The organism is Methylomonas rosea (assembly GCF_024505055.1).
GTDB lineage: Bacteria > Pseudomonadota > Gammaproteobacteria > Methylococcales > Methylomonadaceae > Methylomonas > Methylomonas rosea.
This window is the reverse complement of record NZ_JANIBL010000007.1, coordinates 1-23,201: the sequence shown is the minus strand read 5'-3', so window position 1 is coordinate 23,201 and position 23,201 is coordinate 1. Positions and strand designations below refer to the sequence as shown.

At 52.0% G+C, this 23,201-nt stretch carries 19 protein-coding genes; 13 read left to right on the top strand and 6 right to left on the bottom strand.

Annotation, left to right across the window (positions count from 1 at the left end; translation table 11 throughout):
- Window positions 1-135 precede the first annotated feature (135 nt).
- The 6 genes from NP589_RS03535 to NP589_RS03510 all read left to right on the top strand — a co-directional run bounded on the left by NP589_RS03535 (window position 136) and on the right by NP589_RS03510 (window position 7,208).
- Window positions 136-1,173 (top strand): alpha/beta hydrolase, encoded by a 1,038-nt coding sequence (locus tag NP589_RS03535; RefSeq protein ID WP_256605729.1) that lies wholly within the window; start codon window positions 136-138, stop codon window positions 1,171-1,173.
- A 165-nt stretch (window positions 1,174-1,338) separates the two neighbouring features.
- On the top strand, window positions 1,339-2,115 hold the full coding sequence (locus NP589_RS03530) for an exodeoxyribonuclease III (RefSeq protein WP_256605728.1): 777 nt from the start codon (window positions 1,339-1,341) through the stop codon (window positions 2,113-2,115).
- A 560-nt stretch (window positions 2,116-2,675) separates the two neighbouring features.
- Window positions 2,676-3,731, top strand: a complete 1,056-nt coding sequence (gene glnL, locus NP589_RS03525) for a nitrogen regulation protein NR(II) (RefSeq protein ID WP_256605727.1) — start codon at window positions 2,676-2,678, stop codon at window positions 3,729-3,731.
- Window positions 3,718-5,139 (top strand): nitrogen regulation protein NR(I), encoded by a 1,422-nt coding sequence (ntrC, locus tag NP589_RS03520; protein ID WP_064035358.1) that lies wholly within the window; start codon window positions 3,718-3,720, stop codon window positions 5,137-5,139. The genes glnL and ntrC overlap by 14 nt, the downstream gene beginning before the upstream one ends.
- Before the next feature lie 181 nt (window positions 5,140-5,320).
- A complete protein-coding gene (locus NP589_RS03515) occupies window positions 5,321-6,688 on the top strand; it encodes a P-loop NTPase family protein (protein ID WP_256605725.1) in 1,368 nt (455 codons plus the stop codon).
- A gap of 19 nt (window positions 6,689-6,707) precedes the next feature.
- Window positions 6,708-7,208, top strand: a complete 501-nt coding sequence (locus tag NP589_RS03510; protein WP_256605724.1) for a hypothetical protein — start codon at window positions 6,708-6,710, stop codon at window positions 7,206-7,208.
- On the opposite strand, the gene NP589_RS03505 is transcribed toward NP589_RS03510, so the two are convergent.
- Window positions 7,194-8,024 (bottom strand): DUF2066 domain-containing protein, encoded by an 831-nt coding sequence (locus NP589_RS03505; RefSeq protein WP_256605723.1) that lies wholly within the window; start codon window positions 8,022-8,024, stop codon window positions 7,194-7,196. The two genes, NP589_RS03510 and NP589_RS03505, sit on opposite strands and share 15 nt — an antisense overlap.
- A gap of 81 nt (window positions 8,025-8,105) precedes the next feature.
- Here NP589_RS03505 and purM point away from each other — a divergent pair, with 81 nt between their 5' ends.
- From purM to NP589_RS03485, 4 genes are all read left to right on the top strand, one after another.
- Window positions 8,106-9,149, top strand: coding sequence for a phosphoribosylformylglycinamidine cyclo-ligase (purM, locus tag NP589_RS03500; RefSeq protein WP_256605722.1), 1,044 nt, complete (start codon window positions 8,106-8,108; stop codon window positions 9,147-9,149).
- A 296-nt stretch (window positions 9,150-9,445) separates the two neighbouring features.
- The gene (locus NP589_RS03495; RefSeq protein WP_256605721.1) at window positions 9,446-9,787 is read left to right on the top strand and encodes a zinc ribbon domain-containing protein YjdM; all 342 of its coding nucleotides are present in this window, start codon (window positions 9,446-9,448) and stop codon (window positions 9,785-9,787) included.
- Between the two features lie 125 nt (window positions 9,788-9,912).
- The gene (locus NP589_RS03490) at window positions 9,913-10,272 is read left to right on the top strand and encodes a hypothetical protein (RefSeq protein WP_256605720.1); all 360 of its coding nucleotides are present in this window, start codon (window positions 9,913-9,915) and stop codon (window positions 10,270-10,272) included.
- Between the two features lie 715 nt (window positions 10,273-10,987).
- Window positions 10,988-11,848 (top strand): hypothetical protein, encoded by an 861-nt coding sequence (locus NP589_RS03485; protein WP_256605719.1) that lies wholly within the window; start codon window positions 10,988-10,990, stop codon window positions 11,846-11,848.
- Between the two features lie 202 nt (window positions 11,849-12,050).
- Here NP589_RS03485 and NP589_RS03480 read toward each other — a convergent pair whose 3' ends face one another.
- Window positions 12,051-13,928 (bottom strand): proton-conducting transporter transmembrane domain-containing protein, encoded by a 1,878-nt coding sequence (locus NP589_RS03480; protein WP_256605718.1) that lies wholly within the window; start codon window positions 13,926-13,928, stop codon window positions 12,051-12,053.
- Window positions 13,925-16,486: a YbcC family protein gene (locus NP589_RS03475; RefSeq protein WP_256605717.1), complete on the bottom strand. Its 2,562-nt coding sequence runs from the start codon at window positions 16,484-16,486 to the stop codon at window positions 13,925-13,927. The genes NP589_RS03480 and NP589_RS03475 overlap by 4 nt, the downstream gene beginning before the upstream one ends.
- Window positions 16,487-16,791: 305 nt before the next feature.
- On the opposite strand from NP589_RS03475, the gene NP589_RS03470 reads away from it, so the two are divergent.
- Entirely contained in the window at window positions 16,792-18,438 is a 1,647-nt protein-coding gene (locus NP589_RS03470) for a SulP family inorganic anion transporter (RefSeq protein WP_256605716.1), read from the top strand.
- Window positions 18,439-18,653: 215 nt separating this feature from the next.
- Window positions 18,654-19,310: a DUF2490 domain-containing protein gene (locus NP589_RS03465; protein ID WP_256605715.1), complete on the top strand. Its 657-nt coding sequence runs from the start codon at window positions 18,654-18,656 to the stop codon at window positions 19,308-19,310.
- Between the two features lie 147 nt (window positions 19,311-19,457).
- Here the strand turns inward: NP589_RS03465 and NP589_RS03460 are convergent, their stop codons facing one another.
- Genes NP589_RS03460 through NP589_RS03450 form a run of 3 tightly spaced genes read right to left on the bottom strand, consistent with a single transcriptional unit; the run spans window position 19,458 to window position 21,209 of the window.
- Window positions 19,458-20,084, bottom strand: coding sequence for a DUF799 domain-containing protein (locus NP589_RS03460; protein ID WP_256605714.1), 627 nt, complete (start codon window positions 20,082-20,084; stop codon window positions 19,458-19,460).
- Window positions 20,081-20,503, bottom strand: coding sequence for a DUF4810 domain-containing protein (locus tag NP589_RS03455; protein ID WP_256605713.1), 423 nt, complete (start codon window positions 20,501-20,503; stop codon window positions 20,081-20,083). The genes NP589_RS03460 and NP589_RS03455 overlap by 4 nt, the downstream gene beginning before the upstream one ends.
- 25 nt (window positions 20,504-20,528) lie before the next feature.
- Window positions 20,529-21,209, bottom strand: a complete 681-nt coding sequence (locus NP589_RS03450; RefSeq protein WP_256605712.1) for a CsgG/HfaB family protein — start codon at window positions 21,207-21,209, stop codon at window positions 20,529-20,531.
- 285 nt (window positions 21,210-21,494) lie between these two features.
- Between NP589_RS03450 and NP589_RS03445 the strand changes: the two genes are divergently transcribed.
- Window positions 21,495-22,883: an OpgC family protein gene (locus NP589_RS03445; protein ID WP_256605711.1), complete on the top strand. Its 1,389-nt coding sequence runs from the start codon at window positions 21,495-21,497 to the stop codon at window positions 22,881-22,883.
- The last annotated feature ends 318 nt before the right edge of the window (window positions 22,884-23,201 follow it).

Here is a 23,201-nt window from a genome sequence, read left to right as displayed (position 1 = left end):
ACCAGCCATTCCTGAATTGTCATAAAGCCATTCGCCCGCGTCAGCTAAGATAAGTTTGACTGGAACAATCCCCCGCTTTGCGCATCTTACGCGGGGATATTTTGGGAAATTCAATACTGAAATAATGTGTTAGCGATGAACAATCTTGTTTTGAAAATAGTGAACGCTCGCAAACCGTATCGAAAACGCATGCCGCCGTTGGCCGGCGTATTATTGTTGCTCTCGTTGAGCGGCTGTATGCCGATGAGTTATCCGCCCGGCGCCAAAACCAACACCGCACAGCTGGGCGACAATTCTTTTCTAACCGAAGACGGTGCTAGTCTACCGCTGCGCCGCTGGCTACCGGATGCCGAACCCAATGCAGTGATCATCGCGCTGCATGGTTTTAACGATTACAGCCACTTTTTCGATGCGCCGGGCAATTATTTCAGTAAACTCGGCATCGCCTGTTTTGCTTACGACCAACGCGGTTTCGGCGCAGCCCCGCAGCGCGGTTTGTGGGCGGGCAGCGAGGCTTATGCGCAGGATTTAAAGCAGTTAACCCGGCTGCTGAAACAGCGCTACCCGAACAGACCCATTTACCTGCTGGGCGAAAGCATGGGCGGTGCGATTGTGATTACGGCTATGCAGCAGGAAGATATGCCGGATGTGGCCGGCATCATCCTCGCCGCACCGGCGCTATGGGCCAGATCGACCATGCCATGGTATCAAACAAGCTTGTTATGGACACTGGCGCACAGCATGCCCTGGCTGACCTTGACCGGCAGCGGGCTGGAGATTCTGCCTTCGGATAATATCGATATGCTGCGGGCGATGGGCCGCGATCCAATGGTGATTAAAGCCACCCGCGTGGAAACGGTATACGGCTTAACTAACCTGATGGACACTGCGTTCGACAGCGCCGGCTCGCTGCGGGCGCATACGCTGATGCTCTATGGCGAGAAAGACGAAGTCATCCCCAAGGAGCCGACTTATGCTTTCTTGCAGCAAATGCTGACCACCAATACAGCTGAAAAAACCGTGGCCATTTACCAAAACGGTTATCACATGCTGCTCCGCGATCTACAAGCCCCCACCGCCTGGCAAGACATCGTGGCCTGGATTAAATCCGGTCCGAACCAGCTGCCTTCCGGTGCGGATAGCCGGGCCCGGCAATTGTTAAGTAAAGGCTAAAAGCCTTTTCACAGGCAGACGCGCGCGGAATCTCGGTCAAGCGACCGTAAGCGCGGTTGGGGCGATGGCGTTTGCAACTGTTAAACTGTGACGTAATTATTAACCTGGCCCTTGAATATTGTCGCTCCCGCGCAGGCGGGAACCCAAAAATCCCAACCACTATCCATGCTCCGTATCATCTCCGCCAATCTAAACGGCATTCGTTCTGCAACCAGAAAAGGTTTTTACGACTGGTTAGACACCCAAAATCCAGACTTCGTCTGCCTACAAGAACTTAAAGCCCAAGCCGGCGATATGACAGCCGAGATGTTGACACCGAAAGGCCTGCACGGCTATTTTCATTATGCCGAAAAGAAGGGCTACAGTGGCGTAGGCGTCTACAGCAGACAGCCGGCCGATAAAGTAATTGAAGGTTTGGGGCATGCCGACATCGATAGCGAGGGCCGCTACCTGGAAGTGCAAGTCGGTAATCTATCGGTAATTTCCTTGTATCTGCCCTCCGGCTCCAGCAGCGAGGAGCGACAAACCGTCAAATACAGCGTGATGGAACGCTTCTATCCGCATCTTGCTGAACTGAAAGCCAGCGGCCGGGAAGTGGTGATTTGCGGCGACTGGAATATCGCCCATCAGGCAGCCGATTTGAAAAACTGGCGCGGCAACCAGAAAAACTCCGGTTTTTTACCGGCGGAACGAGCCTGGATGACGCAGGTATACGATGAGTTAGGCTGGGTGGACGTCTATCGCAGCCTACACCCAGATGCGACGGACGCCTGCTACACCTGGTGGAGTAACCGCGGTCAGGCTTGGGCCAAGAATGTCGGTTGGCGCATCGATTATCAAGTCGCCACACCCGGCATTGCTGGCACGGCGTGTGCCACCAGCATTTTTAAAGAGCAACGCTTTAGCGACCATGCGCCGTTGATCGTCGATTACGCTTACTAACCGCCAATCGACAAATGCACCGCATTAGCGGATATGCTGCTCGACTGACGCACCAGTCTGGTTACCCATCCAGCCAAGCGCACCAAATCAGATCAAAGTTTGTCATCGATAGGGAAATACCCGGTAAAAAAGCTCACGGTCCAAGACCGCCAGCCAGTTTATTAGCCTAATTGATGGGCGGGCGAATAGCAAAATGGGTCCGACTGAATCACTATCACAGCAAAACGTTGCCCTGCTTCACAGCAAACCAACTTGCACCAACATTGTGCGCACATTTAGCGCGTAGCAGAGTATCCGTGTTTACCGAAGGGATTTCCAAACTCCTTTGCGGCCATAATCGCTATCGATCTTACGGGAACGAATGAGGCTTAAAGCCAGGATAGCGATAAAAAACCCGCTTCGAGCCCACCAACGCACCAATACGAGACATCAATTCGGGCGAACGCACCATAATAGGTCAATGAAACTGTTTTTTACCAGGCAAATGGGGCAATAAGGCAATCTCAGGCTTGGCGTACAAATTGCTTATTCACTATAACCCTTAAAACTTAAATTAACCCGTGCACAAAAAGATACTGGATCATTTAAACGAAGCAATCCTGCTGTTCGACAAGGACTTGCGTCTGACCTATATCAACCCCGCCGGCGAGATGCTGCTTGCCGACAGCGCTAAACACTTGCTCGGCCAAACGGCGCACAAACTTTTCAAAACCGCGCATAACACCCTATTTAACGATTTGTTACCGCGCTTGTATTTGCTGGAGCCGCTGGTCGATAGAGAATTAATCCTAGAACGGCTTAGCCAATCGATTACGGTTAACCTCAGCGCCACGCCGTTGCTGGAGGATGGAAAATTAAGCGAAATCCTGATCGAACTGCAACAGGTAGACCGGCATTTACGCATTACCAAGGAAGAACAATTGCTGGCCCAGCAAAACACCAGCCGCATGCTGGTGCGTGGCTTGGCGCATGAAATCAAGAATCCGCTAGGCGGTCTGCGCGGCGCGGCGCAATTGCTGGACCTGGAATTGCAGGATCCTGAATTAAAGGAATATACGCAAATCATTATCGCCGAATCCGACCGTTTGCAGGATCTGATGGACAAAATGCTCGGCCCCAACAAACCCGCGCATAAAAGCCAATTGAATATACACGAAGTACTGGAACGCGTCCGGCATCTGGTCACGGTGGAAGCCGCCCACGGCATTATGCTGTATACCAATTACGACCCTAGCATCCCGGAGATTTTCGCCGACAAAAATCAGCTGATCCAAGCCATTCTGAATATCGTCCGTAATGCCGTGCAAGCCGTGCAGAATCACGGTGTGATTACCATGAAAACCCGTGTGCAACGGCATATGACCATAGGTCGCAAACGCTACAAGCTGACCGTCAAAATCGACATTATCGATAACGGTCCCGGCATAAAACCCGAGCTGATGGGACAGATTTTCTATCCGATGATCACCGGCCGCGCCGAGGGCACCGGACTTGGCCTGTCGATTGCTCAATCTTTGATCAACCAACACAATGGTCTGATCGAATGCGAGAGCGAGCCGGGCAATACCGTATTTTCCATCTACCTACCTTTGGAGACGAATCATGCAAATACCTGACAAGGTCTGGATTGTCGATGATGACAAATCCATCCGCTGGGTACTTGAAAAAGCCTTGCAAAAAGCCGGCGTGCATACGCAAAGCTTCGCCAGCGCCAACGAATTGCTGAAATCGCTGCCCGGCGGGCTACCGCAAGTGCTGATCACCGATATTCGGATGCCGGGCATGGACGGCTTCGAGTTGTTACGCAACATTCAAAACAGTTATCCGGATTTACCGGTGATCGTAATGACCGCACATTCCGACCTGGAAAGCGCGGTGTCGGCGTTTCACGGCGGGGCGTTCGAATATCTGCCCAAACCCTTCGACGTCACCGAAGTGGTCGAAACCGTGCAACGCGCCTGCGCGCACAGCAAACAACGGCAAAGCGACATTGTACAAGCCCCGCCGACTGTGGAGGAAACCCCGGAAATCATCGGCGAAGCGCCGGCCATGCAGGAAGTGTTTCGGGCAATAGGCCGGCTGGCGCGCTCGCACATCACCGTACTGATTAACGGCGAATCGGGCACCGGCAAGGAACTGGTCGCCAAAGCTCTGCATCGCCACAGTCCGCGAGCGGACCAGCCGTTCATAGCCCTGAACATGGCGGCCATCCCCAAGGACTTGATGGAATCGGAACTGTTCGGCCATGAAAAAGGTGCGTTTACCGGCGCGCAAGCCAGACGCATCGGCCGGTTTGAGCAAGCCAACAACGGCACGCTGTTTTTAGATGAAATCGGCGATATGCCGGCGGAACTGCAAACCCGCTTGCTACGGGTACTGGCAGACAACGAGTTTTATCCGGTGGGTGCACACACCTCGGTAAGAGTAAACGTGCGCATCATCGCCGCCACCCATCAGGATTTGGAAGCGCTGGTGGCGCAAGGCCGGTTTCGGGAAGATTTGTTTCACCGTCTGAACGTGATCCGGATTCATATCCCTCCCTTGCGCGAACGCCGCCAGGACATAGGTTTGTTGATGCGGCATTATCTGTATCAAAGCGCAAAGGAACTGAATACCGAGATCAAACTGTTAAAACCGGAAACCGAGGCATTTTTAAGCGGCTTGAAGTGGCCGGGCAACGTGCGGCAATTGGAGAATATTTGCCGCTGGCTGACGGTGATGGCCTCCGGCCGGGAAATTCATCTGGAAGACTTACCACCGGAACTAACCCACAACAGCGGCGATTCCGGATCCGGCGAAACGACACCGGGAGATTGGGAAAGCCAATTTAAAAACTGGGTCAAGCAACAATTAACGACCGGCAAAGTGGACATCGCCAAACAGGCCATCCCTACCTTGGAAACCCTGTTAATCGAGGCGGCCTTGAATCATACCCACGGCCGCAAACACGAAGCGGCACTGTTGTTGGGCTATGGCCGCAACACCTTGACCCGCAAAATCAAGGAGCTGGATATTAAAGAATAAACGCGGCCGCCGCTGCCGGAAAGCCGCCATTTCCTGCCCAAGCGGGGTGGCCGCGATAGCTGCTTGACGGGGCATCTTGGCCGGCAAAAACCGGCAGGTTTTTTTATCCGTTTAAATGCCATCGGTGTATACTCCCGCCGTCTGATTAACCTCAATAACAAGCAGAGAAGGTTTATATCTAATGGCGGATAAAACGGTAAGTAAACACCTGAGCAATCTTGAACGGCAGTTCGCGGCGAACGATCCGGTTTTGCAAAAAACCGCCAAGATATTTCAGGATCTCGATGAAATCGAGTTTGAACTGGGTTTGATCGATAACGACGAGACCACCGCGCGCAAAACCAGTTGGTGGCCAATCGTCAGCACCTTGGGCGGTTATTCGCCCGCCAAATCAGACTTTGTCAATCGTTACCTGGGCGTACAACTACACACCGCCCGCCATAAATTCACCGTCCTGCAATATACGCCGCAAACCAATACCGCTACCCTGCCCGGTACCGCATTGGACGCCGACCACCGCCTGCCGTTTTATCAAATCAGCCGCCAAATCGACTTGGTCGCCAACGGCGAAGGCAGCAAACTGAACGGTTATCTGGAACTGGTCACCGTCAATAGCGGCAAATTGAAAAACAAGCTGTTGATCGACACCCCGGTATTAAATCCGGCGGCGGAAAATCCGGTGTCCGGCCTACTGCGGAAATACGTCATAGGCATCTCCGATCTGGTACTGGTATTTAACGACTTATTCGAAGCCGATGCCGATCTGATCAAGGACACCCTGGCAGAGATCGTTGCTCACCAGGATGCCAACAAATTTATCTTCGTCATCGATCATTCCGAAATAACTATCGATGCGCTGAAAAGCCAGGAAATCGCCGCGTCCTGGCAACGCCGCCTGGCCGAACTGGGCATCCACACCGGCCAGTTCATCGTGTTATCGCAATCCGGCGATACCTCGTTGTTCGATCAGCGCTTCAACAACATTAATAATGATCGCTCATACCGCATACTCGGCACACTAGAAAACAGCATCCGCGCAATCGACGACACCATTTTCCCGGAAGTGGAAGAAGCCTTGACCACCTGGAAGGATAGATGCAACGCCTCCACCTTGATCGTGCTGGGCTTTGTGGTGATGTTGATGTTATTTGCGGAAATCGCGGTGGGCATCCTCGAATTACTGATCGATCCGCTGATAGGCCCTGCCATTCTCGCGGTGTTGATCGGCGTGTTGACGCCGCTACACATAATCGTCAGCCGGGTGCATGCGAAATTCCTGATCAAGCAACTACACAAGCGGCAAAAACAGTTAAATCTCAGCGAAGATTTGGCGGGGTTATTTGAAAAAAGCCTGAGCTTCTGGCGGATTTTAATGCCTATTACCGACCCGGTCGGTAAAACCAAGAAAAACCGCAAAAAGCTGAACGGTCTTATCGAGCAAAGCAAAGATCTGGTACAAGCTTTGAACGACCAGTTCAGTCATAGTCAGCAACCGGAATATCGCAGTCAATACGACGCATATTCTTATGCCGATTCAGAGGAAAACTGATTAAGTAGCGTGCATCGTGATGGACATCTTCAGACATTATTTCCCGCTGTGCTGGTTCAATGTCTCGGTCTTGGACCTGCCCAGATCGACGCGCTTTTTTAAAAACAATGCGATTTTTTATTTTATCGCCGTGTTTTTTATTCAGTTCAACATGTCGGATGACATTGACTCGATCTTCGAGGTGTTGCTGGAGACCTTGCTAACCCTGGGCTTTATTGCGCTGGTGTTAGTACTGAATAAAACCTTTTATACCTTCATACAAGTCGCGTCGGCCATTTTGTTTTGTGAAAATGTCGTCGCGATCTTTCTGATTCCTATCGTGTTTTGGGTGACCGTGGCCGAAGATACGCCCAGTTATGCAACCTTGGCGTTGTTTTTGATGTGGGACATGGCGATTATCGCGCGAATATTTAAAGACGTATTGCAGGTCAATACACCGGCCAGTCTGGTGGTGTCTTTATTTTATTTTCTAACCACTTACGGCGGCGCTTACGGCATCTACAGCTTAGTGGGCGGCTGAGGATTCCGGTTTAACCCCGTAATAATTGGACAGCACATCGTAAGCGCCTTGCACACCCGCAACCGCTGCGGCTTTCAAAGGTAAACAAGCCCCGCTCCATTGTTTGATTTTGCCGTCGAAATAAAAAGCCCATTCGCCCTGCCAGCAATTGCCTTTCTTGGCGATGCGACCGGCCATCACCGACGTTACTTCATAGCGGGCGGACACCGCCAACAAGTTACGGGAATCAGCACCCAGCACCTCGCTCAGCGAGATTTTTTGCTGTTCTTCCAAGTCCAGCATGGGAAATATCATCGGCACGCCTTTAATTTTTGAAGCAAACGCCAACGCACTTTCCAGTTCCGGCATGCTGTCGGCGTTGTAAAACCGCCGCCCCTCTTCGTCATCGACGACCAGCCACACCAGGGTTTCCGGCCGAATCTCACTCCAGATGCCCACCTGGCTTTTGCGCATGACTTCCATCAATTGGTCTTCATCAAACTGCACTCTCAGCAAACGCGCGTCGGTGTCGGGCAGTTCGTCCGCGGAAATCAAGGAAAATTGCGATTGTTTAACGTAGTTTTGCGCACTGGACAAAGCTTGCTGCACCACCGGGATTTTGGAAATATCCTCGGACACCAAGACCCGGCTCAACACTGCGTACATCGCTTGCTTGATCGCTTGCGTCCTATCCTCGGCGGACTGGCTGTTGGCGATCAGCTCGATCTCATACAAGCCTTTTACTTCGACGGCCTCCGCTAATGGGCAATTGCACAGCAATCCCCACAAACACAGCCTTAAAAACCCGGACTTACCCTTCATAACAACGTTGACCACAAGCCTACCCTGACAGTGCATTAATGGGAACTATAGTACAATATCGGTCGTTTCAACCTTAACTTTAACGAGAGACTGACATTGAGCGAACAACAACAAGACCGCCTGAATTATAAGAGCGCGGGCGTCGATATTGAAGCCGGCAACGCTTTAGTGGAACGCATCAAACCCATCGCGGCCAAAACCCGTAATGCGGGCGTGATGGCCGGCCTAGGCGGCTTCGGTTCGCTGTTCGAATTACCGCTGGATCGTTATAAGCAACCGGTGTTGGTTTCCGGCACCGACGGCGTCGGCACCAAATTGAAACTGGCGCTGGATTTAAACATCCACAACAGTGTCGGTATCGACCTGGTGGCCATGTGCGTTAACGACATCATCGTCCAAGGTGCTGAACCTTTGTTTTTCCTGGATTATTTCGCCACCGGCAAGCTGGAAGTCGATACCGCCGCCAGCGTGATCGAAGGCATTGGTAAAGGCTGCGAACAAGCCGGCGCGGCATTGGTCGGCGGTGAAACTGCGGAAATGCCCGGCATGTACGCCGACGGTGATTACGACTTGGCCGGCTTTTGCGTCGGTATCGTCGAAAAGGAACGCATCATCGACGGCAGCCAGGTTCAAGCCGGAGACAAACTCATCGCGCTGGCCTCTTCCGGTCCGCATTCCAACGGCTATTCGTTGGTCCGCAAAATCGTCGCTCGCAGCGGCCTGGCATGGACCGACAAGGTCAACGGCAAACCGCTCGGCGAAACACTGCTGACCCCAACCCGTATCTACGTCAAACCCTTGCTGGAATTGCTGAAAACCGTGCCTGTGCATGCGATGGCTCACATCACCGGCGGCGGCATCACCGAGAACCTGCCGCGCGTATTGCCTAACGGCCTGAACGCCAATGTCCAGTTATCCGCTTGGCAATTACCGGAGATTTTCGTCTGGCTGCAACAGCAAGGCAATGTCGAATTAGCCGACATGCTGGTGACCTTCAACTGCGGCATCGGCATGATCGTCTGCGTCGCGGCGGCAGACGAGGCCGCTACGCTGGAGATATTACAACAACAAGGCGAAACCGCGTTCAGCATCGGCGAGATTGTCGTCGGCGCCGGCAAACCGCAAGTCGTCTATTCCTGATTTTTTCCATAACACCACTATGTCTGTAAGCAGGCATGGTATTACCTCTAAAAAACCAAAGAAACCTTCCTCTTCCGGAGCAATCGTCTTAGAACAATCCCTTCTCCCTCAGGGAGAAGGCTAGGATGAGGGGATATAAACGAGTATCTATTCCCCTCACCCCAACCCTCTCCTTTATGCCCGGTGGGTACGCTAGGAGAGCGCTTTTACGACAACTTCGCCAGTGAAGAGGATTTTTAGAGGTCCCTTTATATCAACCAAGCTGTCTCGCAGCTTACCAAACCAACGGAACCACCATGAGCGACCTACCCAACTGCCCGAAATGCGGCTCGGAATACACTTATAACGACGGCAATATGAATATTTGCCCGGATTGCGCCCACGAATGGTCGGCCGATGCCGCCACTGACAGCGGCGACGATACTAAAGTCATCAAAGATGCCAACGGCAACCTGCTGCAAGATGGCGATACCGTCACGGTGATTAAAGACCTGAAAGTAAAAGGCTCGTCGCTGGTCGTGAAAGTCGGCACCCGGGTTAAAAACATCCGTTTGGTAGACGGCGACCACGACATCGACTGCAAAATCGACGGCATCGGCGCAATGAAATTAAAATCGGAGTTTGTGAAAAAGGCCTAATCTCCAAACCAAATGCAATGCAGTGGGCTTATTTAACCCGCTCCAAACGTTTCACCTTACCTCTCAGCATTGCCAAAACATTCAGGACGGCGTGTACACCCCGTCCTGCTCACGACCGAATTTATATGAAAAAGCCTAAGAAAAACAAAAATGCCGGATTGAACGAAGCCGAAATCGAAGTCGGTTATTTATATTTCACTACTGCGAACCAATACCGTGCGGTACTGGCAATGAAAGGTGAGTTTTTAATCTATGCGCCCAGTTCGGAAGGCCTTGAGCCATTAGCTGCGGATGCCGGAAAATTGCCATTTGAAAATTCGCCGTGGAAAAAATGCGCAATCGTTACCTTTGCAAAAAAGGACTACCAAGCGTTTACGTTTAATGGCGAAAACGCGATCAAACACCAATTGAATGCGGCGCAGATCGCGGAAGCAACTGCCCAGTGTAATGCCAAATCGGCCATCGCGGCGTTGTTAGCGGAATGAGACGTTAAACAGGAGAAACGCGCCAACATCCGGCACAGCTGCGATTAGAAAAGCGTAATCGCGGAAATCAGGAGTTTTTCCTATCATAGATACTTTGCCCTCGACTACGCTTCGCTACCCGAGGCACACGGATTGTTTTTAGAACTCCATTCTTTCAAAAATAAAGACCGACTAGCAACTTGCGCACGTCGCGCATTGCCGATCGAAAATAAGAATCCACAAAACTCAAACCGCCCCTATCAGTTCCAAGGGCCGCCCCTTTATTTCACTATCTTTCACGTTAGAGTACTGGGAATCCTCTCGCCTTACCAGCTTTATGCAATTTAGTTTTTGACATGCAAGATGGCATCTGAGGCCCTTAAAATGAAATCTCATTGGCATTGTATTGGTTATTTTTAGGTTTTATACTAGCAATCGATCCAGATGCCTGTAAATACTCGCCGGCGAGTCGGCATGGGGTCTACTACCCAATTAAGCGGCATTCATCCCACTGTCGCAACACAGCTTTAAAGCCATTTAAGGAGATGTGAGCAATGAAACTATGTGCAAACTATTTGACTGTATTGGGCACTTTTGGAGCGCGAATGACAGCCTATTTCACTCAAAAAACCGGTATGAGATGAGCGCAGAAATAACAACTACGAATAAAGACTGGTTCGGCAAGCCACAAGAGGCCTCCGCAACCTGCTTGAAGACAACCATTTAGGAGCAAGCAATGAAACGATTTTCAATATTCTGCGGTTGCCTGGTTTTGAGTTATTCATCGCTGAGTAGCGCTTCTTACACGACTTATGCTGAGGCTCAGGCGACTCTTGGCAATCAAAACCAATATTTATCTAACCCATTAAGTCCTTCGTTTGACCGCCACAAAGATACCAATATAGACAAAGATTCCTCCACATCTGCTTCGGTTGTCTATCAAAAGATTGACTCCTATGGCGTCTATGAATACCGGGTTCAGTCACTTGGCACTGCCAGCGCAGGAAAAGGCGTGTTGAAAGCCTATGCGGGAGCAGGTTGGACTGCCGGTGATGGTTACACGGTTTCGGCCAAGGCTGACGCCGGATTCACCGACCCATTCCGGATAAGAGGCCCCGCCGCCAGTAACAAGTTGGTGGATGTGCTGTTGACCTTGAACATGCATAGCGGCACCAGTGGCAACACTCAGGCGTCGGGTGAATTATGGGTCAATAATAACCGGTACATTTCATACCAACAATCGACCTTATCTCCTCCCAGTTTTTATTGTGCATGGCCTGTTAGCGGCGCATGTGACGGCAATATGATCGTTAAATTACCCGTAAATACCACCATGTCCTTATCCGCAGCAATTGCCGTCCAAGCTGCGGCTGCGTCCAATCAACCCAGCAGTACAGCCGACTACAGTCATACCGCGAGCATATGGTTGAGCGTATTAGACGCTAATTATCAATTGATAAGTGACAGCGGTTTCAGTTATGCCGCGCCAGTGCCTCTACCCGGCGCAGGCTGGTTATTCGGTAGTGTTTTATTCGCCGGGATTATGCGAGTCAGTCGCTTTAAAAACCGCAGCCGGGATTCGTTACTTGTTGCTTAAACCGCGTAGCCGCGATTAGCGAAGCGAAATCGCGGGAATGATGAATTTCACTCATGATTGATACTTTGTCCTCGGTTACGCTTCGCTAACCGAGGCTACACGGATTGCGCTGTAGAAATGGCAATCCAATCGTTCAAACATAAAGACCGACAAGCAACTTCCGGTCGAGCACTTTGCGGGTCCAAATCAAGAACAACAAACCTTAAACCGCGCCCCGCAGTTCAACCGGCCGGCCCATACAAAGCCTTAAATAGACTCGCGCTATCGCGATGCCATTGATTACGAAGGACACGGTAATCGGCGCCGCAAACCACGGATGTTGACTGCTGGCATGGGACAACAGCAAATCCTCACCCAAGAATGCCGGTGTGATTGGGAAGCCGACCAAGCCCAAAAAGCTCAAAAACAACATCAACGACCAGCCTGGGCGGGTTTCGGCGAAAGCGCGAAACACGAAAGGTTCATCGGCAAAATTGTAATGCCTCAGCAACATGCTCAACGCCAAGATACCCAAGGCCCAGGAGGGAATGATGCCGCTGAAGAACAAGGCCACATCGGGCCAGGCTGAAGGCACCATCAACCAAACCGCCACGCCGGCCAAGATGCTGCTTAAGGCCACGCTGTGCCAAACCTGGAACGGGCTGTGTTTGTTGCTGAACGCGCTCAACGATACCACCGCCATAGCCAGCGAAATCGGCATGGATAGATAGATTCTGGCCACGCTGCTGACGCCCGACGCGGCAATGGCAATGATCAATAACAGCGCCAGCCCCGCCAACAGCTTAATCCACAGGCTCACCCCGTTCAGTTGCCGACCCACGTTTTTCAATGGCTCCCACAAGACTTTTTTCACCAACAACTCCAACTGCCCTTCCTGCAAGGCAAACACGTACAAGGTGTTTTGCAACACGTCAGGCAAGGAGTCGCGAATCGATGTCGGCAAAAACGTAAGTTTGTCTTCGTTTTTAATGTAGAACTGGCTATCGACATTGCCTTCCACCCGCAGCAAATGCGCGACGATGGACGGCGACACCAGTAATTGGTAGCAGCGTAAAAACGCATTACCCATGAAGTGCAGTAACACCAAACCTTCCAGGCCCAAAGCCAGCTCGACGAACATAATCCCCACCTGAGCGATGGAAGCATAAGCCACTTGGCCTTTGATATTGGATTGGGTCTTTTCAGCCAACGTGGCGACAAACACCGTCAACACGCCGATACTGAGAACAATCAGACGCGGCAGATAGTGATAACTCCAGATCGGCATGGTCCGCAATAACAGAAACACGCCCAGATGTATCGATAAGGCGCCGTAAAAAATCGCGCTGGACGGTGTCGGCCCTTCCATGGCACGGGGCAGCCAGAAGCTAAACGGAAATTGCGCCGACTTGCCGGAGGCGGCCAAAATAATCAGCCAGGATAAAATCGACAAGGACGCATACCCGGCCGGCGGAATATTGTTGGGATCGAACATGGTCAACAACTGGCTAAAGCGCTGACTTTCGTGAAACAGCAAATGGCTCATCCAGGTACCAACCAGCAAACCCACATCGCAGAAGCGATAAATGGTGTAGGCGCGCAAGGCGTTACGCACCGGTTGCGGCCGATGCCGGTAAAAGGCGATCAGCAAAAAAGAAGAAATCCCGACGATTTCCCAACCGGCAAACAGCATATCGATACTGCCGGACAGCACGATCAGATTCAAGCCAAAAGCAAAGCCGAAAATGGCCTGAAAGAAGCGTTTGTAGCCTGCTTCCCGGTGCAGATAAACCCGACAATATTTAACAATCGCCGAGAACACCGCCCACACCACGAACAAATATGCCGCGCCGACCCTATCCAGAAAAAACAGCAAGGGGAACTGGTAATCGTCGTGTTGATATAACACCAGCCATTGATATTCAAAGTTGGCAAAACCCTGAGCAGCCCATGCCGCCAGCAGGCCCAACACCGCGACACCCTTGAGCCGAGTCATCCACAGACTGATCGCGGCGATTCTGTGCTCGTTGTCCGGGCTGAAAAAAATCAGCAAAAAGCCCATTAACGGCAACAACACGCATGCCAATAATAAAATACTCATCCCTGTCTCCTTTCCAATTCATGCACCGGAATGGTCCGGGTTTGTCCGACGATAATTTTTTCCGAACGGCTGGCAACCGGCAGCGGCCTGCCGGCGGCAGGTTCAGCCAGATCCCAGCCAGTGCTGCTGTATAAATACAAGGCGCGGCTCACCGGATCGCAAGCCACCAGGCGTATCCATTCGTTATCCAGCCATTCTCGCAAACTGCCCAGCATGGCAATCGCCTGATCGGCAATCGCGGTGGTTTGTTCCACCACCATTAACAAGCGGGCCGGCTCATGCACCTCGATCATTTGCGAGGGCAAGCCGGTGCGCAAATCGCCTTCCACGCCATTAGCCACACCCAACAAACCGATCACGTTATGCGGCAGCTTTGTGCCGGCGCCGTAGACCGAATTATCGATACGCGAAAACAGGTATTCCAGATTGATACCGCCGCATACCGGAATTACCGCCGACAATACTTTGACCAATATCGAGCCCTCGCTATCGCTGTTGGGGTCGTACGATTGCAAAAACGCCCGCCGGTCCATGAATAAATGCCGGGTTAAGCCGCGCCGCCCGACTACGCAATACAAATTATTGGAATGATTCAATTCCGGGCGCGGTTCGAAAATCGACGACGCCCGCGCCACCACATGCCTATGCGCTTCTTCATTTTTATGGGATTTTGGCCCCAACTCAAACCAACGGCAGCGTTCGCGCGCATTGCGCTGCAAGGCGTGTTGCATACTGTGTTGAAAACTGTAGAGCGCGTGGCGCGTGGCTTTGTCAAATGCCTGCTGATCGAAATAACTGATCTCATCCCGGCTGGTATTGTGCAAGGCCGGCACGAAATGCGTGTTCTCGGGAATGGCTATGCCGCGTTCGCGCAGAATTTCCCGCACCTGCGGATGATTGGCCATCCAGGCAAAGGCCCGCGCGTTGGGCGCACCGGGTTTGCCGGAGCAAGCACCGCAATCGTAAGCGGCAAAATGCGGATTGTTGACACTGCTGGAGCCGTGCGCGACCACCACGACTAAGGGTGCGAAGTGTTGTGTCAAGCCAATGTTGCGCAGCAAGCCACCCACCCTGTCAGCCATTTCCGCCAAGGAAAATCCCAACAAATAGCCATCTTCATTGAGTTCATCGCTCTCGCGCAACAGATGCAAATGACCATGCGCCTCCACTTCACTCAAACTTTGGATGCCAGGTAACTGGCCGCCGGGGCGCAATACGCTCCAACCCAGCCGTAAGGCGTAAGCTAAGCCCAAGGTTTGCGTATATAGCCAACCACGCAGCATGGAATGCGCGCCAAAATGCAGGGTCGACAGCGATTCGCCCTTATCGGATTTGTCGGGCTGCGGCGTATCGGTTGATTCCAGAATCAGATGCTTGGGTTTAATCACCACCGGGCATTGCGCCACCGGATACGAATCGTCCAAACCTTGGTAGAGAAAATCGATGCCAAAAAAGCCCGGCGCGCCGAAAGTTTCGATACCCGAATCTATCTCTTCCAAATAACGCCGCAGCGAACATTCTCTATCGTCGATGCAAAACAGCGCCTGCACTTTCGGCGCGTGTTCGCTTGCCTGATCACGGGGAGTTTGCTCGCGCAAGGCCAGCAAAAGTTCTGAATGCAGCGACCACTCCATCGCCTCGTGCCACACCCGCATTTTCAGCGGCACTTGCGGCTTCGTGGCATCGCGTTCCAATAAGGGAATGGCATGTAAATTCGGCAGTTGTGCGATCTGCAGAAAACGGTGCCCGTATTTTTTATCGATAAACGCCAGCTCGCAAGCCAGTTCCACCGCCAACAATTCTTTTAGCGAAATAGCCCGTGGCGCCAGCAACACATTGGGCTGAGTTTCGATAATCCGCACCATCCCGGACCAACCGGGATGCGCCAGCAATACCTCCAGCAAATATTGCCCGTACAAGGTTTCATCGCCGACAATTTTACCTAAGCAATTTAAAATCACCTGATCCGGACCGGCATCCAGCATTTGCCTTACCACGGGCTGATGAAACGGATACAAAGGCAACAGGCTGTTTTGCACCAGTCGCAACACGCAATCCCAAAAACGCTCATCCGGTTTCGGCATCACCCAACGGCTAATGCCTTGATCGAGAAAATTGCTCAGCAACCGGAACATCACCGGATGCACCATACCGTTCAAGTCGATTTCCAGGTGATTTAGCCAGGCGCTACGGATACCGTGGTTAGCCAGGGACTGCGGTGGATAATGACTGTGACCGTCGGGTTCGAACAACGACGCCCGCAAGGACTCCTCCTGATACACGCTGCAATCGGCCTGAGCAATCGCCCACTCCAGCGCCTGATCGCTAATGCGGCCCTCGTTATAGCGCTTCAGATAATCGGCCAGGGGCAGATAACTTTTAGCGCCATATACCTGAGCCGCCACCGCCACTCCGTCGTGAAACGGATAGTCCTGCACGGCATGCAAGGTATTGTGATGAATGAAATCTTTGATCGGGCCCTGGCTGGGTAGCCAATGGGCGATATGCGCTATCGCCAAATCCAAATCAAAGGCAGTGTTTTGGGCAGAATCGGACATTTGTAGCTTAAACCTCGCTAATAAAACCGCTTGAGACCATCTGTCTCTTAGCTACCGTTTTGCATAGCGCGTGCCAAAGCCGGAATCTCTGCCTTGCCAGCCCAAAAACCGGTCCACGACAGCGCGAGCGCGGTGCAAATCAACCACCGGATTGGTTGAATCTGGCTATTCAACCGTTCCAAGGCGACTGAATTTGCCTGCATTTGCACCGGAAAGTCTTGATATGCCTAAGCTGACGCGATAACTTTCAAAATGGCACACTTCTCGCTGCACTAAGGTTTTCCTGAGCTTCTTGAGAAAACCCCATGCCTACCTCATCTTCAAGCATTGTTCCCAAATCCGGGCTGCCGGGTCTTATTGAAAACTGGCGTAGCGACCTGCTTTCCGGCTTCTTAGTGTTTTTAATTGCTCTGCCGCTGTGCTTAGGCATTGCCATGGCATCGGGCTTTCCGCCGATGTCCGGCATCATTTCCGCGATAATCGGCGGTGTTTTGGTATCGCGACTGAGTGGTTCCTACGTGACCATTAATGGTCCCGCCGCCGGCTTGATCGTGGTGATCGTCGATGCGGTGCAATCCTTAGGACAAGGCGATGCAATGGCGGGTTATCGGTATACGCTGGCTGCCATCGTGATTGCCAGCGTCTTGCAGGTGCTGCTGGGTGTGTTCAAGGCCGGTAAGCTTAGCGCTTTTTTTCCCTCGTCCGTCGTACACGGCATGCTGGCGGCCATCGGTATTATCATCATGGCTAAGCAGATCCACACCTTACTCGGCGTTAAACCGGAAGCTAAATCCTTGTTGGGTACCATCGCCGAGATCCCGCACTCGCTGATGGAAATGAATCCGGAAGTATCGTTGATCGGCCTACTAGGCTTATTACTGCTGGTACTTTGGTCGGTGATCAAACATCCCACCTTGAAAATGATCCCTGCCCCATTATTGGTAGTCTTGCTGGGCTTGGCTTTGGGCCAGTATTTTGATTTGGACCATATTCACCAGTACTTGTTTTTGCCGGATGCGGAAATTTTGCCGCATCATGAATTCAGCGTCGGCCCGTCGTTTCTGGTGGCAGTGCCCGAACATTTTCTAGCCGGGTTCTATCTGCCTGACTTTGGCAAAATCGCCACCGGCGAATTCTGGCTGGCGGTGTTAACTATCTGGCTGGTCGGCAGTCTGGAAAGTTTGTTAAGCGCCTCCGCTGTCGATAAGCTAGACCCGTACAAACGCAGTTCCAACCTGAACCGCGACCTGACAGCGGTCGGCATCGGCAATATCGTTGCCGGCATGATAGGTGGCTTGCCGATGATCGCCGAAATCGTCCGTAGCTCCGCCAACATCAATAACGGCGCGAAAACCGGTTGGGCCAACTTCTTTCACGGCTTGTTTTTATTGATCTTCGTCGCGCTGTTTCCCAAGCTGATTCATGAAATACCTTTGTCGGCCTTGGCAGCACTCTTGGTTTTCACCGGTTTCCGCCTAGCCTCGCCGAAAGAGTTTGCGAAAACCCTGGCGGTAGGTCTCGACAATTTTGCGGTGTTCGTCATCACTATTCTCGGCGTCTTGGCTACCGATTTGCTGGTTGGCGTGGCGATAGGCATCGCGGTGGAACTGGCGATTCACGTCAGCCGTGGTTTAAAACTACGCAACGCATTTTCTATGGCTTTTAACGTGTTCCAAGCCGATGCAGACACCTATCACATTGAGGTATCCGGGGCGGCGGTATTCTCCAACTTCATCACCTTGAAAAGTTTATTGGCGGACTTTCCGGAACGCAAAATTGTCTTTTTCGATCTGACCGAAGCCAACTTGATCGACCACACCGTGATGGAATTCATTCACCATTTTGCCGAAGACTACAACCAAGCCGGTGGCCGTTGCGAGCTTGTCGGTTTGGACGATCACGAGAGTTACTCCGACCACCACCTCTCTGCTCGCCGCAAAATTGCGCTCTGACCGGGTAACACCGTCACTCCGACCGGTCGAACCGCCGGAGTGACGCTTTGCCATCCATAAGCTCTTTGTTTTAACCACACCAACAAAAGACTCTTATCTCCCGATAACGCCGGGAGACAAGCCGACTTTTGCTTAAATTTTGGGGAAACTTTATGCACAAGCTATCTGGAAAACTATTTTGTTTGCCGTTTATAGGCTGCCTATTACTAACCACAATGTCTAGCGGTGCAGTAGCCGATGACCTGACAGAGGACTCCGGAGCCTGGTTACAAGCCGTTGGCGAAGGCAGCATGAGTTTTATCGATCCAAGCTTGAAAGACGGGCGAATTTGGCTAGAAGGCCAATCCCGCTTCGATGGCGACTGGAGCCATTGGTACCAGGGCATGGTCCGCACGGCAGTAGGCTACTCCTTGACTGACCGCGCCACCATCTGGGCCGGTTATACCTGGCTACCAACCCAAAACATCGGCAAAGCTTATGTGTCCCAACAAGACATTTGGCCGGCATTCCGGTATGTGTTGCCAACCGAAATTGGCACGTTTATGTTCCGCACAATGTGGGAAACCAACTTTCTGAACGGCGACCAAGTGCGCGAACGCCCACGGCAAATGATCAGATTCCTGCACCCGTTCGAATTCGAACCACGCTTAAGCATGATCGCCTGGGATGAAGCCTTTTACCGAGTCAATTCCACCACCTTTGGCGGCAAATCCGGTTTCGATCAAAACCGAGCTTTTGCCGGTTTCGGCTGGAGCTTCAACAAAAACGTTAGAACCGAACTGGGTTACATGAACCAATATGTCGATAACGCCAATCACAGCGCGGCGACGATGCGGCATTTGGGCATGGCCTCTGTGTTTGTTAATTTCTGATCTGGCGATTTCAAGCCACCCCAGAATATCACCGCTCCCGACGGGCGGGAGCAATCGACACTGCAATGGTGACTCACCCTGACGGGCTGTCCCTTTTGGGTAAATTACGGTCGCCGCGGCTTTAAGGACCGAATCAGTACAATAGCTCTAAAACCTGTCTTTATCCTGCTGATACTGCGGATGATAAGGCCCGGCGGGCAAGCCTTTGGGCGGTTGAAAAGCCAACAGATTTGCCTGCCTCGCGAGCGGTAAATAATCGGTCATCAAGGCGTTGACGGCGGCTGAAACCGCCATGGATATTAAATCGCCGCCACCCGATTGCTGAACAAAGCCCTGATCGTTTTTCCATAACACCTGCCCGGTTTTGGTGTCCTTTAAAATATATTCCATCGACACCACGACCGATGACACCAGCCCCAGATATTTGGTGCTCCAGTCCTTGATTGTCACCAATAACACCGCGTCTGCGCCGAACAGCTCGTAAAAGCGTTCGGCGGGTAATTGGTGGACATGCCCGGCTTCAACCAGTCCGAAATCGCGCAGAATCATGTCTGTTAAGTACACCGGAAACACATAGTAGCCGCGCTCGGCCAAAGGCTGGGTGATGCTGGTAATAAATACCGAGTTCGCCGTCACTTCCGGCGACTCGTTCACCACCGGCACCACTAAAATCGAGCGCGGTTGGTGCGCGTAAAAGGCATCCAAATCAGTCCGGCGCGGTGCCGCACACGCTTGCATCAGGCAGGCCAGCAAAATGATCAGGAATACTCTCATTTTTGCGCTCCCGTGTTTGCTTGCTCCGCAGTTGGCGCGGGGGCGACTGTCGCCGCTTTGTCCTTCTGCTCAATCCGTTCAATCAACTTATTCATCAAAGCCTGCGACTCCGGATACAAAGCGCGCTCCTTTTGGAAGCTGGCAATGGCGCCGGCTTTATCACCCCGGGTATAAAGCAAAAACCCATAATCGGCATACACGCCCGGCGGCACCATTCTGTGTTGTCTTTCCGCCTCAAGCAGGGTTTGACTCAAATAAGCATCCGTCTGCTGAGGATTGTTTTGCACATAGCGCTCGAACAGACTGGTTTCATAATCGCCCCAATAAAACAGTCCGGAAGGCGCGCAACCGGTCAACATCCCGACTAACAGCAAAACCATGAAGCCAGTCGTCACTCGACCACGTGTTCTTAAGTACATATGCAGAGTCCTTTCAGCGTTTTGCTTACTGCGGCGCTTTACCGCGAGCATCCAGAGTGGACACCACGTTGTTGATCATATTGACGATGGCCGCATCGATTGCCTTACCTTCAAGTGTTGAATCGAAACCCGCCGTACCGCCAAAGCCCAAGGTGCTGGACGCTGAAATAGACGCCTCTCCAGAACCTTCCTGGCTGTAGAACACCGCCCCGGTTTTAGGATCGACGAGTCGCAACACCACCCTGGCGCGGGCGCGTTGAGTTTTTTCCTTGCCCACCAACCAAACCCCGCCGGTGGTATCGCGACCCAACTCCACCACCGAGCCCATCACCAAGGCATCCACGCCCATCAGGTTTTGCTTAAACTCGGCCTCGCTTTTGCCCATCAATTCGGCTTCCGATTTAAGCTTGTTAATGTCCTGGCGCTCAACCACATTGAAATGCTGAGTTGCCATCAAATGTCGAGACAATAGATCAGCGGCTTGCTTGCCGATCCTGTCACCTGATTGATCAGTAAACAGCCCGCTGCCATACACCGATTCGTTGGTAAATCGCGACACGGCAATCGTCATCCGACTGGCGGCCGGTAACGGCGAGAAAGTCACCTGCGGGCCGCGGTCTTGGACGTTCTCGTTAATTTCCCTGCTAACGCAACCGGGTAAAACCGCAGTCGAAACCATCAAAACCACCGCTAACGCAACTCTCATGTCTATTTTCCTTAAGTATTTAGAAAATGTTGGGCGTTCAGTCCCAATCGGCTTGAGGGACAAAGCTTAACCGGTCTAACAAAACTTGTCAGTAGTCACGCAGCAAATACGCCTAGGAAAACAGCTGGGCCCGTAAAACGATCACTCAACGACCGGCGGCACTTTAATCAAAGCCACTAGCACTGCCGTGTAATTGGTTTAAAGACATCCGCTTTTGCTAAGGTAAAATCAGTAGCTGAAAATAATTGATTAAACTAACCACTTTTATCGAACGACAGGATCTTCATGGGACTGCTAAACCAGCCGCAGCCAATGCGCAATATTCAGCTGGACTTTTTTAGGGGACTCGCGTTGATGGTCATATTCATCAACCATATGCCGGACAACCCCTGGTTTTGGTTTACGCCTTCTCAGTATGGACTTAGCGATGCCGCCGATGTCTTTGTGTTCCTATCGGGTTTTGCGTCCGCGTTGGCTTATGGTCGCTGCTTCGAGCGCGCGGGACTTGGATTAGGTTTGATCCGCATATTGCACCGCTGCGTGCAAATTTACAGCGCGCATCTGACTTCATTCGTGTTGCTGGCCTTGATTTGCGTCATCGGCAATCGATGGGTACCGGAAATGGACGACATTCAACGCCTGAATATCGCCTATTTTTTCGATTCCACCCAACAAGCGCTCTATGACCTGTTTACCTTGGCTTACGTGCCGAATTATTTCGATATTTTACCCATGTATCTAGTGATGATGGCTTGGCTGCCGATATTTTGGGTGCTATCGCGCTTGCACGTCGTCGCGGCCTTGAGTTGCTCGCTCGGCCTGTATTGGGCGACTTGGCAGTATGGCTGGGAATTCACCGCTGATCCGGCGACCGGCCGCCCCTGGTATTTCAACCCCATGTGCTGGCAATTGATGTTTTTTACCGGTTTTGCGTTCGGCGCCGGCTGGCTGAAAGTCAAGGTCCAATGCCGCTGGTTGACGGTCTTGTGCCTGACGCTGGTCTTATCATCCATTCCGTTGGGGCATGAAGCCACCTACGCGCAAATCCCATTCTGGGGTGAACTACGCGCAAAATTGGAGCCGTGGATGAACAAAAGCCACCTTGGCGTATTACGTTGGGTGCACTTACTGGCAGTGGCTTATCTGATGCGCCAACTATGTCACTGGCGCCCCGAATGGTTGAACGGCGCATTGCCCCGCGCCATCATCACCCTTGGACAACAATCGTTGCCCATTTTCCTCTGCTCCATGGTGTTGTCTTATGCCGGCGGTATCGTTCTGGACCGTCTGGGCCGAGAATTGACCGACGCTGTGGCCTTAGTCAATTTGAGCGGTTTGGCGTTGTTAATGATCGTCGGCCAAATCATGGCTTGGCTGGATACCAAACCCTGGAAGTTTTCTCCAGCTGAGGGGCTGACACTACGTGCTATTCCCGTTGACTTGGAACAGTCCGGCATCGCTTATCGCTGGAGTCGCCAAGCCTTGGCGCTGCCGTTTTTGATAGGTCTGGCGGCGCTACCAGCCGCATTAAGCCATCAACAACGCTTTGCGCCGATGGCTCCCGATGTCGTGGTACAGACAACCATGACAGATGCCGAGGCTATACAACCCGTCGAAATCCATTCGGAGGAAACCGACGCGGATAAACTGATCGATAGCCGGCAACAGCTTTGACTTCGTTGCCCGCTTTTGACAGTCAATCCGGTTAACCTCCCATTTATGTTTATCCCATTTATCCATCAAGGCCAGCTAAAAGGGGTCGTTCGTCACTGAGTCAGACCGACCCTAAGCGGAAGCTCGTGATCAATCCCGAATGTCCCATTGCGATATCATAGCCGACCTAAAATGAAAAAATGGCTTTGCTCAATTCAGTAGACAGGGTTATTTATAATAATGTAACGATTAAGTAAAATTTAAACCGGTGAGAGCTATGAGAGCCAAAAAGCGAATTGTATTCGGTGGGATTAGTGGCATGATTCGGATTCTTGCTTA

Bases quoted from the DNA above. Each gene is read 5' to 3' on its own strand.
- NP589_RS03495 (WP_256605721.1), top strand. From the start codon at position 9,446: ATGAGCGACCTACCCAACTGCCCGAAATGCGGCTCGGAATACACTTAT.
- NP589_RS03480 (WP_256605718.1), bottom strand. From the start codon at position 13,928: ATGAGTATTTTATTATTGGCATGCGTGTTGTTGCCGTTAATGGGCTTT.
- NP589_RS03470 (WP_256605716.1), top strand. From the start codon at position 16,792: ATGCCTACCTCATCTTCAAGCATTGTTCCCAAATCCGGGCTGCCGGGT.
- NP589_RS03530 (WP_256605728.1), top strand. From the start codon at position 1,339: ATGCTCCGTATCATCTCCGCCAATCTAAACGGCATTCGTTCTGCAACC.
- NP589_RS03445 (WP_256605711.1), top strand. From the start codon at position 21,495: ATGGGACTGCTAAACCAGCCGCAGCCAATGCGCAATATTCAGCTGGAC.
- NP589_RS03475 (WP_256605717.1), bottom strand. From the start codon at position 16,486: ATGTCCGATTCTGCCCAAAACACTGCCTTTGATTTGGATTTGGCGATA.
- NP589_RS03490 (WP_256605720.1), top strand. From the start codon at position 9,913: ATGAAAAAGCCTAAGAAAAACAAAAATGCCGGATTGAACGAAGCCGAA.
- ntrC (WP_064035358.1), top strand. From the start codon at position 3,718: ATGCAAATACCTGACAAGGTCTGGATTGTCGATGATGACAAATCCATC.
- NP589_RS03450 (WP_256605712.1), bottom strand. From the start codon at position 21,209: ATGAGAGTTGCGTTAGCGGTGGTTTTGATGGTTTCGACTGCGGTTTTA.
- NP589_RS03465 (WP_256605715.1), top strand. From the start codon at position 18,654: ATGTCTAGCGGTGCAGTAGCCGATGACCTGACAGAGGACTCCGGAGCC.
- NP589_RS03485 (WP_256605719.1), top strand. From the start codon at position 10,988: ATGAAACGATTTTCAATATTCTGCGGTTGCCTGGTTTTGAGTTATTCA.
- NP589_RS03510 (WP_256605724.1), top strand. From the start codon at position 6,708: ATGGACATCTTCAGACATTATTTCCCGCTGTGCTGGTTCAATGTCTCG.
- NP589_RS03515 (WP_256605725.1), top strand. From the start codon at position 5,321: ATGGCGGATAAAACGGTAAGTAAACACCTGAGCAATCTTGAACGGCAG.
- NP589_RS03460 (WP_256605714.1), bottom strand. From the start codon at position 20,084: ATGAGAGTATTCCTGATCATTTTGCTGGCCTGCCTGATGCAAGCGTGT.
- NP589_RS03455 (WP_256605713.1), bottom strand. From the start codon at position 20,503: ATGTACTTAAGAACACGTGGTCGAGTGACGACTGGCTTCATGGTTTTG.
- NP589_RS03535 (WP_256605729.1), top strand. From the start codon at position 136: ATGAACAATCTTGTTTTGAAAATAGTGAACGCTCGCAAACCGTATCGA.